11 protein-coding genes are annotated in these 13,120 nt (G+C 68.2%); 2 read left to right on the forward strand and 9 right to left on the reverse strand.

Annotated features, from left to right (window positions below):
* Nucleotides 1-88: 88 nt before the first annotated feature.
* From QP045_RS20225 to QP045_RS20250, 6 genes are all read right to left on the reverse strand, one after another.
* Nucleotides 89-1,630: a CpaF family protein gene (locus QP045_RS20225; RefSeq protein ID WP_422516811.1), complete on the reverse strand. Its 1,542-nt coding sequence runs from the start codon at nucleotides 1,628-1,630 to the stop codon at nucleotides 89-91.
* A 177-nt stretch (nucleotides 1,631-1,807) separates the two neighbouring features.
* On the reverse strand, nucleotides 1,808-2,059 hold the full coding sequence (locus QP045_RS20230; RefSeq protein WP_422516819.1) for an ATP synthase F1 subunit epsilon: 252 nt from the start codon (nucleotides 2,057-2,059) through the stop codon (nucleotides 1,808-1,810).
* 47 nt (nucleotides 2,060-2,106) lie between these two features.
* Nucleotides 2,107-3,579, reverse strand: coding sequence for a F0F1 ATP synthase subunit beta (gene atpD / locus QP045_RS20235; protein WP_422516812.1), 1,473 nt, complete (start codon nucleotides 3,577-3,579; stop codon nucleotides 2,107-2,109).
* Nucleotides 3,580-3,603: 24 nt separating this feature from the next.
* On the reverse strand, nucleotides 3,604-4,485 hold the full coding sequence (locus QP045_RS20240; RefSeq protein ID WP_422516813.1) for a F0F1 ATP synthase subunit gamma: 882 nt from the start codon (nucleotides 4,483-4,485) through the stop codon (nucleotides 3,604-3,606).
* 103 nt (nucleotides 4,486-4,588) lie between these two features.
* Nucleotides 4,589-6,118 carry a F0F1 ATP synthase subunit alpha gene (gene atpA, locus QP045_RS20245; protein WP_422516814.1) on the reverse strand — a complete coding sequence of 510 codons (1,530 nt, stop codon included), beginning with the start codon at nucleotides 6,116-6,118 and terminating at the stop codon, nucleotides 4,589-4,591.
* Nucleotides 6,119-6,120: 2 nt separating this feature from the next.
* Nucleotides 6,121-6,669 (reverse strand): F0F1 ATP synthase subunit delta, encoded by a 549-nt coding sequence (locus tag QP045_RS20250; RefSeq protein ID WP_422516820.1) that lies wholly within the window; start codon nucleotides 6,667-6,669, stop codon nucleotides 6,121-6,123.
* Between the two features lie 254 nt (nucleotides 6,670-6,923).
* On the opposite strand from QP045_RS20250, the gene QP045_RS20255 reads away from it, so the two are divergent.
* On the forward strand, nucleotides 6,924-7,598 hold the full coding sequence (locus QP045_RS20255) for a dienelactone hydrolase family protein (RefSeq protein ID WP_422516815.1): 675 nt from the start codon (nucleotides 6,924-6,926) through the stop codon (nucleotides 7,596-7,598).
* Between the two features lie 3 nt (nucleotides 7,599-7,601).
* On the opposite strand, the gene QP045_RS20260 is transcribed toward QP045_RS20255, so the two are convergent.
* From QP045_RS20260 to QP045_RS20270, 3 genes are all read right to left on the reverse strand, one after another.
* Entirely contained in the window at nucleotides 7,602-8,087 is a 486-nt protein-coding gene (locus QP045_RS20260; protein WP_422516816.1) for a GNAT family N-acetyltransferase, read from the reverse strand.
* A 51-nt stretch (nucleotides 8,088-8,138) separates the two neighbouring features.
* Nucleotides 8,139-9,650, reverse strand: a complete 1,512-nt coding sequence (locus QP045_RS20265; RefSeq protein ID WP_422516817.1) for a S1C family serine protease — start codon at nucleotides 9,648-9,650, stop codon at nucleotides 8,139-8,141.
* Between the two features lie 76 nt (nucleotides 9,651-9,726).
* A complete protein-coding gene (locus tag QP045_RS20270) occupies nucleotides 9,727-11,898 on the reverse strand; it encodes a primosomal protein N' (protein WP_422516818.1) in 2,172 nt (723 codons plus the stop codon).
* 207 nt (nucleotides 11,899-12,105) lie between these two features.
* Between QP045_RS20270 and QP045_RS20275 the strand changes: the two genes are divergently transcribed.
* Nucleotides 12,106-12,978, forward strand: coding sequence for a tyrosine recombinase XerC (locus QP045_RS20275; protein WP_422516821.1), 873 nt, complete (start codon nucleotides 12,106-12,108; stop codon nucleotides 12,976-12,978).
* The last annotated feature ends 142 nt before the right edge of the window (nucleotides 12,979-13,120 follow it).

The following is a 13,120-nucleotide window of genomic DNA, read 5'->3' on the forward strand; positions in this document are numbered from 1 at the left end:
GCAGCCTAGGTGCCGGGTTCGAGTCGCGCCAGCCCGCAGCACGTCACATCCGTCATCGAAAGGCCGGCGGCGGACGCGGGGCCCGTCGCTAGAGGCAGGCCTCCAGCAGCGCCTGGTCAAAGCCATATTGCCTGGCCTTGTCGAGCGTGTACGGGCGCAGGCCCATCGAACGATACTCGCCGATGATCTTCCCGTCCGCCGACTCGTCGAGATATTCGAACTTGAACAGTTCCTGCGTCACGATCACCGGCCCTTCCATGCCGATCACCTCGGTGATGTTGGTGACCCGGCGGGAGCCATCGCGCAGGCGCTTCACCTGGACGATCAGGTCGACCGAGTCGGCGATCTGCCGGCTGATCGCTTCCTTGGGCACCTTGATGTCGGACATCATCACCATGTTCTCCATGCGCGCCAGGCACTCGCGCGGGGAGTTGGAGTGGAGCGTCGCCATCGAGCCGTCGTGGCCGGTGTTCATCGCGGAGAGCAGATCGAAGCATTCGGAGCCACGGATCTCGCCCAGGATGATCCGGTCCGGACGCATCCGTAGCGCGTTCTTCACCAGGTCGCGGATCGTGATCTCGCCCTGACCCTCCAGGTTCGGCGGGCGCGTTTCCAGCGGCAGCCAGTGTGGCTGCTGCAGGCGAAGCTCCGCCGCGTCCTCGATCGTCAGCACCCGCTCGCCGGGGTCGATCATCTTCGACAGCGCGTTCAGCATCGTCGTCTTGCCAGAGCCGGTGCCGCCGGAGATGACGATGTTGAAGCGGCTCGCGCCCGCGATCTTGAGCGCGGTGGCCATCTTGGGGCTCATCGAGCCAAAGCCCGCCATCATGTCGAGCGTGATCGGCTTGGCGGAGAATTTGCGGATCGAGATCGCCGTGCCCTTGAGGGAGAGCGGCGGCACGATGACGTTGACGCGGCTGCCGTCCTTCAGGCGGGCGTCGGCGAGCGGGGTGGTCTGGTCGACCCGGCGGCCGACCGAGTTGCAGATCCGCTGGGCGATCTGGAACAGATGCTCCTCGTCGCGGAAACTGATGTTGGCGAGCTCCAGCTTGCCCTTGCGCTCCACGAACGTCTGGTCTGGGCCGTTGACCATGATGTCGCTGATCGCCGGGTCGGCCAGCAGCTCCTCGAGCGGGCCCAGGCCCAGCAGCTCGTCGACCAGCACTTTTTCCAGCGCGAACTGCTCGCGCCGATTGAGGGTCAGCTTCAGCTCGGCGAGCACCTCGCCGATGATCGGGCGGAATTCCTCCGCCAGCTCGTCCTTGGTGAGGGTCGCTGCCGCTTCCGGATCGACGCGCTCGAGCAGGCGCGGCAGCACCTGTTCCTTGATGCGGTGGATCGAGGACTCAAAGCCTTCGACGCGGCTGCTGCCGGCCTCGCCGGATGCCGCTTGGCGATCTGCCAGGCGCTGCATCGCGCTGGAATGGACGGCGGGCATGTCCACCGACGGCGCGGAAAGCGGCGTGGTGTCGCCGGCGGGCAGGGGGATGTCGGCAACGGGCGGGAACTGGCCACCGCCCTGGGTGTCGGCGGGCCGGGCAACCGTGCTTCCCTGCATGGGGCGGGCGACGCCGAATTGTGGGCGCCCGACGGGACTGCCGAGATGATTGCGCCGACCGAATGCACTCACTTGCAAAGCCCTCAAGGCCCGGAAACCTCCGGGCAGGACGTCTCTAACGCGCAAGCTTTGATAATTGCCTAATCGGCCGCCCGGGCAATGCGTCCGGCCGAAACGAAACCGGCCCGCCCTGCCGCCCGCGGTGCGGGGGTGGGGCGGGCCGGCTTAGGTCCGGCAACGGCGAACGGATCAGCCGGCGCGTTCGGCCAGCACGGTCAGGCCGCGGTCGTTGACCTCGGCAAAGCCGCCGTGGATCGCCAGCGTCTCCGGCTCGCCACCGGCGGTACGGAAGATCTGCAGCGCGCCCTCGCGGATCGTGGACATGAAGGGGGCATGGCCCTCCAGCACGCCGAAGTCGCCTTCGGTGCCGGGCACCACCACCATGTGGACGTCCTCCGAACGGACGAGCTTTTCGGGGGTGACGAGTTCGAAGTGCAGCATGGTCATAATCCTATGCCCCTCCCGTGGGGGACGGGCTGGTTATTCAATTACGCGTCCTGCGCCATCTTCTCGGCCTTGGCGACCGCCTGGTCGATGCCGCCGACCATGTAGAAGGCTGCTTCCGGCAGGTGATCATACTCGCCGTTCACGACCGCCTTGAACGAGCGAATCGTGTCCTCGATCTGCACGAACGCACCCGGGATGCCCGTGAACACCTCGGCGACGTGGAACGGCTGCGACAGGAAGCGCTGGATCTTGCGCGCGCGGCTGACGGTCAGCTTATCCTCTTCGGAAAGCTCGTCCATGCCCAGGATGGCGATGATGTCCTGCAGCGACTTGTACTTCTGCAGGATCGCCTGGACGGCGCGTGCGGTCTCGTAATGCTCCTGGCCGACGATGCGCGGCTCGAGCACGCGGCTGGTCGAATCCAGCGGATCCACCGCCGGGTAGATGCCCAGCTCGGAGATCGCGCGGTTGAGCACGGTCGTTGCGTCCAGGTGGGCGAACGAGGTTGCCGGTGCCGGATCGGTCAGATCGTCGGCGGGCACGTACACGGCCTGGACCGAGGTGATCGAACCCTTGTTGGTCGAGGTGATGCGCTCCTGCAGCGCGCCCATGTCGGTCGACAGGGTCGGCTGATAGCCCACTGCCGACGGAATGCGGCCCAGCAGTGCCGACACTTCCGCGCCCGCCTGGGTGAAGCGGAAGATGTTGTCGACGAAGAACAGCACGTCCTGGCCTTCCTGGTCGCGGAAATATTCCGCGATGGTCAGGCCCGAGAGGGCGACGCGCGCACGGGCGCCCGGCGGCTCGTTCATCTGGCCATAGACCAGGGCGACCTTCGAACCTTCAGAGATCGGGTTGCCGTCCGCGTCCTTGGCGATGACGCCTGCGTCCAGGAACTCGTGGTAAAGGTCGTTGCCCTCACGCGTACGCTCGCCGACGCCCGCGAACACCGAGGTGCCACCATGGCCCTTGGCGATGTTGTTGATCAGCTCCTGGATGAGCACGGTCTTGCCCACGCCGGCGCCGCCGAACAGGCCGATCTTGCCGCCCTTTGCGTAAGGGGCGAGAAGGTCGATGACCTTGATGCCGGTGACCAGGATCGCGCTCTCGGTCGACTGCTCGACGAACTCCGGCGCCTTGGCGTGGATCGGGGCGGTGATCTCGGCATTGACCGGGCCACGCTCGTCGATCGGCTCGCCGATGACGTTCAGGATGCGGCCCAGCGTCTTGGGGCCGACGGGCACGCGGATCTGCGAGCCGGTGTCGGTCACGGTCTGGCCACGGGTCAGGCCGTCGGTCGCGTCCATCGCGATCGTACGGACGGTGTTCTCACCCAGGTGCTGCGCTACTTCGAGCACCAGGCGGTTGCCGTTGTTGTCCGTCTCGAGCGCGGAGAGAATCGCCGGCAGCGCGCCGTCGAAGGTCACGTCGACGACCGCGCCGATCACCTGGCTGATGCGGCCGACGTTGTTGGTGGTCGCCACGGGGGCGATGGTATCTGCGGCGGTTGCCATCGTCTGCTTCCTTGCCTTCGGAACTTAGAGCGCTTCCGCGCCGGAAATGATTTCCACCAGCTCGGTCGTGATCGCGGCCTGGCGGGTGCGGTTGTACTCGATGGTCAGGCGATTGATCAGATCGCCCGCATTGCGCGTCGCATTGTCCATCGCAGTCATCTTGGAGCCCTGCTCCGACGCGGCATTCTCACGCAGCGCGCGGAAGATCTGCACGGCGACGTTGGAGGGAAGCAGGTCGGCGAGGATCTGCTCCTCGTCCGGCTCATACTCGACCACTGCGTCGGCAGCGCCGGTTGCTTCCGGAGCCGCGGGGATCGCGACCGGGATCAGCTGCTGCTCGGTCGGCTCCTGCGTCAGCACCGTCTTGAAGGTGGCGTAGAACAGGTGCGCGACATCGAACTCGCCGGCTTCATAGCGGGCGATGAGGTCGTCGGCATAGCCGCGCGCATCGCCAAAGCCGAGCTTGCCGAGATCGCCCGGCTCGACCGAATGGATGAAGCCGTCGCGGAACTGGCGAGCCAGCACCGCGCGGCCCTTGCGGCCGATGGTGTAGAACTTGACCGTCTTGCCCTCGGCCTGGAGCTCCAGGGCGCGGCGACGGGCAAAGCGAGCGATGTTGCTGTTGAACGCGCCGGCCAGCCCCTTGTCGGAGGTGGCGACGACGAACAGGTGCACCTGGTCGCGGCCGGTGCCGGCGAGCAGCTTGGGGCTGCCCTCGCCGATCGCGACGCGCGAGGCGAGGCTGGACACCACTGCCTCCAGCCGCTCGGCGTACGGGCGGCCGGCCTCCGCCGCATCCTGCGCACGGCGCAGCTTTGCGGCGGCGACCATCTTCATCGCCTTGGTGATCTTCTGCGTCGACTTCACCGAGCCGATGCGGATCTTGAGGGCCTTGAGTGACGCCATCTTCTACCTTCTCGTGCTCCTGCGCGGGGCAGGGGCCCAGGGTTATTCAGCGAGCCGCCTGCGGCTCCGTGCCCCTGCGATCACGCAGGAGCACCGGATCGGATCAGGCGAACGTCTTGGCAAAGCTGTCGAGCGCTGCCTTCAGGCCCGACTTCGCCTCGTCGCCCAGATCCTTGGTTTCGCGGATCTTGGCGAGAACGCCTGCATGGTTGGTGCGCAGGTCCGACAGCATCGCCTGCTCGAAGCGGACGATGTCGCCGACCGCGACGTTGTCGAGGTAGCCCTGGGTACCGGCGAAGATCGACGCGACCTGCTCCTCGAACGGCATCGGCGAGAACTGGGACTGCTTGAGCAGCTCCGTCAGGCGCGCACCGCGGTTGAGCAGCTTCTGGGTCGACGCGTCGAGGTCCGAACCGAACTGTGCGAACGCCGCCATCTCGCGATACTGCGCCAGCTCCAGCTTGATCGAGCCTGCGACCTTCTTCATCGCCTTGGTCTGCGCGGCGGAACCGACGCGGCTGACCGAGAGGCCGACGTTGATCGCCGGGCGGATGCCGGCGAAGAACAGGTCGGTTTCCAGGAAGATCTGGCCGTCGGTGATCGAGATCACGTTGGTCGGGATATAGGCCGACACGTCGCCCGCCTGCGTCTCGATGATCGGCAGCGCGGTCAGCGAACCGCCACCCATCGCGTCCGACATCTTGGCCGCACGCTCGAGCAGGCGGCTGTGCAGGTAGAACACGTCGCCCGGATAGGCTTCGCGGCCCGGCGGACGGCGCAGCAGCAGCGACATCTGGCGATAGGCGACGGCCTGCTTCGACAGATCGTCGAACACGATCAGGGCGTGCATGCCGTTGTCACGGAAATACTCGCCCATCGCGGTGCCGGTGTAGGGCGCGAGGAACTGGAGCGGCGCCGGCTCGGAAGCGGTAGCGGCGACGACGATGGAATATTCCATCGCGCCATTCTCTTCGAGCGTCTTGACGAGCTGGGCGACGGTCGAGCGCTTCTGGCCGACCGCGACATAGACGCAATACAGCTTCTTCGACTCGTCGTCGCCGGCGTTCACGGCCTTCTGGTTGATGAAGGCGTCGATCGCGACGGCCGACTTGCCGGTCTGGCGATCGCCGATGATCAGCTCGCGCTGGCCACGGCCGACGGGAACGAGGGCGTCGATCGCCTTCAGGCCGGTCTGCATCGGCTCGAACACGGACTGGCGCGGGATGATGCCCGGTGCCTTTACCTCGACGCGGCTGCGCTTCTCGGCGACGATCGGGCCCTTGCCGTCGATCGGGTTGCCGAGGCCGTCCACCACGCGGCCGAGCAGGCCCTTGCCGACGGGGACGTCGACGATGGTGCCGGTGCGGCGGACGGTGTCGCCTTCCTTGATCTCGGCGTCGGAGCCGAAGATCACGACGCCGACGTTGTCGGCCTCGAGGTTGAGCGCCATGCCCTGGATGCCGTTGGCGAACTCGACCATCTCACCCGCCTGGACATTGTCCAGGCCATAGATGCGCGCGATGCCGTCGCCGACGGACAGCACCTGGCCGGTCTCGGAGACCTGGGCCTCGGTGCCGAACGACGCGATCTGGTCGCGGATGACCTTCGAGATTTCTGCGGCGCGGATATCCATGTTCAGCCTTTCATCGCGTGCGCGAGAGTGTTCAGACGGGTCTTGATCGAACTGTCGATCATCAGGCTGCCGATCTTGACGACCAGCCCGCCCAGAAGTGAGGGGTCGACCTTCAGGTCGACGGAGACGTCCCGGCCGACACGGGCGCGAAGCTGCTGCTTCAGCTCGTCGACCTGGCTGTCGGTAAGGGCGTGGGCAGACGCAACCTCTGCGGTCACCTCGCCACGATGATGGGCGGCGAGCGCGCGGAAGGCGCGGATCACCGCCGGCAGTTCCTTCAGACGCCGGTTCTGCGCCAGCACGCCGAGCAGCCGCTTGGTGGTGGGATCGGTGCCGATCAGATCGGCAACCGCCTCCACCGCCTTGATCGCCGCATCGCGCGCGATCAGCGGGCTCGCGACCAGTGCGCGAAACTCGTCCGATTCGTCGAGTGCGCGACGCACCCCGACCAGGCTCTGCTCGACCGTCGCGATCGACTGTTCGTCGCGCGCCAGTTCGAAGAGCGCGGTCGCATAGCGACCTGCCAGGCTCGCCTGGATGCCACCGCTTATATTGCCGCCGGAAGTCTCCACGCGATCCCTATCCCAACTTGTCCAAGAAGGCGCTTATACCATGGGGAACAGGGCAGTGCCGGATAAACGCCCCCCTGAATGGCTGGCGCGCGGTTAGCAAAGGGGGGCTCAGGATGCAAGCCGCGCGCCCGTTTTGGTTGCTGCTTTGCCCAATCTTTCAGCAGCAGCAGACCCTTGGAGCCGCGCCGGCAGGAAACGCGTTGCACCACCATCCCAGCCAAGGAAGACGAGCGATGAACGGCCACATGATCCGCATGACGATGTCCGACGGAGCCGAGATCGGGGTTTACCACGCAGATCCCCAGGGGGCTCGGCGGGGCGGTCTGGTGCTGGTGCAGGAAATCTTCGGCATCACCGACCACATTCGCGAGCTCTGTGACGGATTCGCGGCCGACGGCTATGAAGTGCTGGCGCCGGCGCTGTTCGATCGGGAAGAGCCCGGGTTCGAGGCACCTTATGGGGGCGAGGGGCTGCAGCGCGGCATCGCCCTGTCGCGCGACATCCACCCGATCGAGACTTCGGTCGCCGACGTGCAGGCCTGCGTCGACGCGCTGAAGGACAAGGGGCCGGTGTTCGCCGTCGGCTATTGCTATGGCGGCTCGGTCGCCTGGCTGGCGGCCGCGCGCGTCGAGGGCCTGTCGGCGGTGTCGAGCTATTACGGGCGCCTGGTGCCGGAGTCGCGGGAAGTGCCCCGGGTGCCGACGATCGCGCACTTCGGCCGGAACGACCACGGTATCCCCATCGAGGGTGTCGAGGCGCTGGTCGCGGCCGAGCCTGCGAACACGACCATCTATATCTATGATGCCGGCCACGGCTTCAACTCCGACCGGCGGGACGATTATGCGCCGGAGGCGGCGAAGCTCGCCCGCGAGCGGACGCTTGAACTGTTCCGCGCCAACGGCGGCTGAGGATCAGGTGCCGTCCAGCGCAAGCGTCATGCAGCAGCTGAACGGGTCGACCCGGTAGTCCGCAAAGGGCGCGCAGTAGGAAAAGCCATGCCGTTCATAAAGTCGGCGGGCCGCTGCGAACGCTTCCGGCGTGCCGGTCTCCAGGCTGACACGCCCATATCCGCGCGTGCGCGCGACGGCGAGCAGGTGGCGCAGCATCGCCGTGCCGACGCCGCGGCCCAGCGCGTCCGCGGCGGTGCGCATCGACTTGATCTCGCCATGGGCGGGGTCGAGCTCGCGCAGCGCGCCGATCCCGAGCAGCCGGCCTTCCGCCTCGCGTGCGGAGAAGAAGGTCACCCCGGCTTGCTGCAATCGCTCCACGGGGAGGGCGTGAACCGATTCCGGCGGCGAATGGACGTGCATGGCCGCGAGATGCTCGGCGAGGAGCGCGCGCACGTCGGCGCGGTCGAGCCCGCCCTCCTCGAAGCGGATCCCATCAGCGGGCGGCACGCGCCCTGCTCGCGATCAGCAGGGCAGTCGCCAGCGTCCCCGGCCGCGGCATCAGTTCGTCCCGCGTGCCGGCTGGCAGTGATACACCAGCCGCTCGTTCGGAAGCGGCGGCAGCGAGGCGCGGATCAACGCCTGCTGCGTCGCCAGGTTGGCGCGACCCGCGCTTTCGCCGGCGCACTGCTTGAGCGCTACTCCTTCGCGCAGGCGCCGCGCCTCCGCCATGCGCTCGGCACCCAGCATATAGCGTGTGTTGATATAGGTGCCGGTCGCGGGCTCGTAGCGGAGCACGGACACCGTTTGCTCCTCGTCCGGCACCAGGATCCGCTCCCAGGCCCGGCCCGGCGCCTCGGCATATTGGGTGCGCCCGTTCATGCAGCCGTTGGGCTGCCAGTCCATCGCCACTTCGGGCGTGGCAGAGACGGTGACGCGGCTGCGCTCCGGCACCAGCGTGCACAGGAGCTTGCCGGTCAGGCCGTTGGCGGTGCTGGCGGGCTTGCTCGCCTCCGGAACCGAGGCCGGATCGAAGGACGGGCGCACCAGGAACAGCACGACGGCACCCACCAGCAGCACGCCGCCCCCGGCGCCGGCCCAGATCGCCTCGCGACGCTTGCCCCGCGTCGCCATCAGCCCGGCGCCCCCGGCGGCAAGTCCGGCGAGAACGAGCAGCAGCGCGGCACCGGCCATATAATTCTCGCGAGTCGCCTCGTTGCGTTCGCGCGCGCCCTCCAGTGCGATCGCCCGGTCGGCGGCGGCACGCTCGGCGGCCACGCGGGCGCGGGCGGCGTCCTGCTGCGCGGCATCGGCGGCGGCGGCGCGGTCCTGCGCCAGCAGCTCCTCCATGCTGATACAGTTGTTGCCGATCATGGTCGGCTGCTGCCCTGCCGCCCGCAGGAAGCCCGACAACTCGCTACCCGCGATCGCAAAGCCGAAGCTCGCGTCGCCATCGTCGCCACGGGTCAGCGCGGAGTTCACCCCCAGCACCCGCCCGCAACGGTCGAGCAGTGGGCCACCCGAATTGCCGCGCGCGATGCTGGCGGTGTGGAGCAGCACGCCGGTAGTGCCGAGCCGCCGCAAGCCGGAGAAGACGCCCTCCGACCGAACCGGCGACAACGGGAGGATATAGTCGGAGGCCGATTGCGCGGTCGCCAGGTCGACGTTGCCGGGATAGCCGAGCGCGATCGTTGCCTCGCCTTCGCCGATGGGCCCATTATAGAGTGCGAGCGGCGGCAGCTTGAGCCCCTGCACCTCGATCAGCGCCAGGTCGCGCTCCTCGTCCAGAGCGATCAGCCGCCCCTGGTAGGACTTGTCCCCTTCGGAAGGGACGATGCCGATCACGACATTGCCGGCATAGCGGCCGGCGAGCTCCACGACATGCGCGTTGGTGACGATCCGGTCGGGGGCGACCGCAAAGCCGCTGCCATGGCCAAAGCCGACGACCTCGTCATCGACCACCGCGACGGTGACGACCCGCACGACGCCGCGCCCGGCCGCGGAAATGTCGTCGGCGTGCGCAGGCACCGCCCACGCGACCAGAAAGCCCAGCATCAACAGCAGTCGCGCCACGCGCCATGCCCCCCAAGTAACCGGCGTCTGTTTCCAGCAAAGTGCGGCGGCGCACAAGGCGGGCTGCGACGGCCTGCTACAGGAAGTTATAGGGGTCGACGTCCACGGCCACGCGCACCTTGGCGGACCATTCGACGCTGCCCAGCCAGTCGCGGATGACGTCCTGCACGTCGAGCTGCCGCCGCGCATGGACCAGCAGGCGGAAGCGGTGGCGGCCGCGCAGCATCGAAAGGGGCGCAGGGGCGGGACCGAAGACATGCATCCCCTCCACCTCGGGCGCGGCACGGCCGATGCGGCGGGCGGCGTCGTTGGCGGCTTCCTTGTCTTCGGACGAGACGATGATTGCCGCGTACCGGCCGAACGGCGGCACCTCGGCCTCCTGCCGTGCCTCGGTCTCGGCAGCGTAGAAGCTTTCGGCATCGCCTGAGACCAGCGCCCGCATCACCGCGGCATCGGGGGCGGTCGTCTGAATGAAGACGTGACCCGGCTTCTCGCCGCGGCCCGCGCGCCCGGCGACCTGCATGATCTGCTGGAAGGTGCGCTCGGCCGCGCGCAGGTCTCCGCCGGCGAGCCCCAGGTCCGCGTCGATCACGCCGACCAGCGTCAGGTTCGGGAAGTGATAGCCCTTGGTCACCAGCTGGGTGCCGACCACCAGGTCGATCTCGCCCGCTTCCATCCGGTTGACGAACTCTGCGGCCTTGGCCGGCGACCAGAGCGTATCCGACGTGACGATGGCGATGCGCGCTTCGGGGAACAGCGCCGCCGCCTCGTCGGCGATGCGTTCGACACCGGGGCCGCAGGCGACCAGCGAATCCTCGGCATCGCACTCCGGGCATTTGCGCGGAGTAGGGATCATGTGGCCGCAATGGTGGCAGGACAGTCGGTGGATCAGCCGGTGCTCGACCATCCAGGCGGTGCAGTTCGGGCATTGGAAGCGGTGCCCGCACGTCCGGCACAGTGTCAGCGGCGCATAGCCGCGCCGGTTGAGGAACAAGAGCGCCTGCTCGCCGCGCGCCAGCGTCGCCTCCAGCGCGTTCACCAGCTTCGGCGCGATCCAGCGGCCGCGGATCGGGGGCTCGGCAATCAGGTCGATCGGTTCGATCGCCGGCAATTGCGCGACGCCATAGCGGCCCGGCAGCTTGAGCTCGGTGTAGCGGCCAAGAGTTACCTGGTGCCGGGTCTCGATCGCCGGCGTTGCAGAGGCGAGCACCACCGGGCAGCGCTCGAACAGCCCCCGCATCACCGCGACGTCGCGCGCGTGGTAGTGGACGCCTTCCTCCTGCTTGAAGCTGGTCTCGTGCGCCTCGTCGACGACGATCAGTCCCAGGTTCGCATAGGGAAGGAACAGTGCCGAGCGCGCGCCCACCGTCACCAGTGCCTGGCCGGTGGCGATCGCGCGCCAGGCACGACGACGCTGGGTGGAGCGCAGATCGGAATGCCACGCCACCGGCTCGCAGCCGAAGCGCGCATGGAATCGCTTCAGGAACGGCTCGGTCAGCGCGATTTCCGGGAGCAGCACCAGGCTCTGCTGCCCGCGCGCGATGGCGGCGGCGATCGCCTCGAAATAGACCTCGGTCTTGCCCGAGCCGGTGACCCCGTCGAGCAGGAAGGGCTGGAACGGCTGGTTCTGGACCGCGTCGCACAGCACGGCTGCCACCTCGGCCTGCTGTTCGGACAGCACCGGCGCCGCAAAGGCTGGGTCGGGCACCGCATACGGCGCGTCGATGTCGACGCTCACCGCCTCGATCGCGCCTGCCTTTACAAGCCCGCGCACCACCGCCTCCGACACATCCGCCATGGTCGCGAGTTCGCGCACCAGCCCCTGGCGGTCGCCGATCCGTTCCAGCGCCTGCTCACGCTGCGGAGTCAGGCGGTCGGGGACATGGCCGGTCGCGCGATATTCGGTGGCGAGCTTGGCACCTTCCAATGCGGAGGTGGAGGACAGCGCCATCCGCAGCACCGAGGCGGGCGCCGCCAGATAATAGTCGGCGGTCCACTCGATCAGGCGGCGGAGCGGCGCCGGGATCGGCGGCGCATCGACCACGCCCAGCAGCGGCCGCAGGCGGTTGTCCCCCACTTCCTCGCACGGCAGCCGTTCCGGCTCCCACACGACGCCCAGCAACTGGCGCGGCCCCAGCGGCGCGATCACGATCGAGCCCGGCTCGACCGTCATGCCGTGCGGCACGCGATAGTCGAGGGGCCCGAGGGCGGCGTTGAGGACGAGGACACGGACGCGGGAAGAGGTCATGAAGCACCGCTAGATAGGGATGTGCGCGCGGTTTTGGAATCGCCGTGCGTCCGGCGTGCCGAGGCGGTCGCGGATTCGTCCGCGTCCTTGTAGGGTGGCGCGGCATCTGCGGCGGTCCTGCTCGCGGTGTTGTTGCAAGGGATTCGGAGCTTGGCGGTGGACGTGGGGGAAGAAGCGGACGCGCGAACGGAGCCGCTGCCGTTGCCGATGCTCTACGGCCGCCATCTCGCGCGGGACCGCCGTCGATCCGAGCACACGGTGCGGGCCTATCAGGCGACCGCCGAACGGCTGCTCGCCTTCCTTCGCCGCCACCACGGCGGCCCGGTCGGCGAGGCGGAGTTGAAGGCGCTGTCGGCATCCGACCTGCGCGCCTTCCTGGCGCATCGGCGCGGCGAGGGGCTGGGCAATGCCTCTGCCGCGCGCGAGCTATCGGCGGTTCGCGGATTCCTCGCCTTCGTGGGTGGAGAGGGGGCCGCACTGCCGCGCGTGAAGGGCCCGCGCGTGAAAAAGGGCGTGCCGCGCCCGATCTCCCCGGACGAGGCGGTGGCGCTCGCGGAGGATGTGGCCGAGGACGCGGCCGAGCCCTGGATCGCGGCCCGCGACTGGGCGGTGCTGCTGCTGCTCTACGGCGCGGGCCTGCGCATCGGGGAGGCGCTGGGGCTGACCGGTGCCGTGCTGCCGCTGGGGGAAGCGATCGCCGTCACCGGCAAGCGCGCCAAGACCCGGATGGTGCCGCTGCTGCCGCCGGTGCGGGATGCGATCGACGCCTATGTCCGCCTCAATCCCTGGGGCACCGCTCGCGATGCCGAGCTCTTCCGCGGGGCGAAGGGCGGTCCCTTGGCGGCCGGGGTGGTGCGTCGGTCGGTTCGCGCCGCCCGCGTCCGGCTCGGGCTGGGCGACCGCACGACGCCACACGTGCTGCGGCACAGCTTTGCGACTCATCTGCTCGGCCGGGGAGCCGACCTGCGCGCGCTGCAGGAGCTGCTGGGGCACGCAAGTCTCAGCTCGACCCAGGTCTATACCGCCGTCGACGCCGCGCACCTGCTCGACGTCTATCGACACGCCCACCCGCGCGCCTAGGGCCTAGGGTCCAACCCCAATCAGCGGCTTGAAGGAGTGAGACTTTCCTGATTCACCGGTGGTGTGGATCAAGGGAGGTGCGTGATGGCGCTGTTCTGGTTGTCTGATGAGGCATGGGCGGCGATCGAGCCGCATCTGCCGA

Source organism: Sphingomonas sp. 3-13AW (genome assembly GCF_049311085.1).
In the GTDB taxonomy this organism is placed as follows: domain Bacteria; phylum Pseudomonadota; class Alphaproteobacteria; order Sphingomonadales; family Sphingomonadaceae; genus Sphingomonas.

Excerpts from the sequence above, each read along its gene's own strand:
- QP045_RS20230 (WP_422516819.1), bottom strand. The coding sequence starts at position 2,059 with ATGCTGCACTTCGAACTCGTCACCCCCGAAAAGCTCGTCCGTTCGGAG.
- atpD (WP_422516812.1), bottom strand. The coding sequence starts at position 3,579 with ATGGCAACCGCCGCAGATACCATCGCCCCCGTGGCGACCACCAACAAC.
- QP045_RS20240 (WP_422516813.1), bottom strand. The coding sequence starts at position 4,485 with ATGGCGTCACTCAAGGCCCTCAAGATCCGCATCGGCTCGGTGAAGTCG.
- atpA (WP_422516814.1), bottom strand. The coding sequence starts at position 6,118 with ATGGATATCCGCGCCGCAGAAATCTCGAAGGTCATCCGCGACCAGATC.
- QP045_RS20255 (WP_422516815.1), top strand. The coding sequence starts at position 6,924 with ATGAACGGCCACATGATCCGCATGACGATGTCCGACGGAGCCGAGATC.
- QP045_RS20270 (WP_422516818.1), bottom strand. The coding sequence starts at position 11,898 with ATGACCTCTTCCCGCGTCCGTGTCCTCGTCCTCAACGCCGCCCTCGGG.
- QP045_RS20275 (WP_422516821.1), top strand. The coding sequence starts at position 12,106 with ATGCTCTACGGCCGCCATCTCGCGCGGGACCGCCGTCGATCCGAGCAC.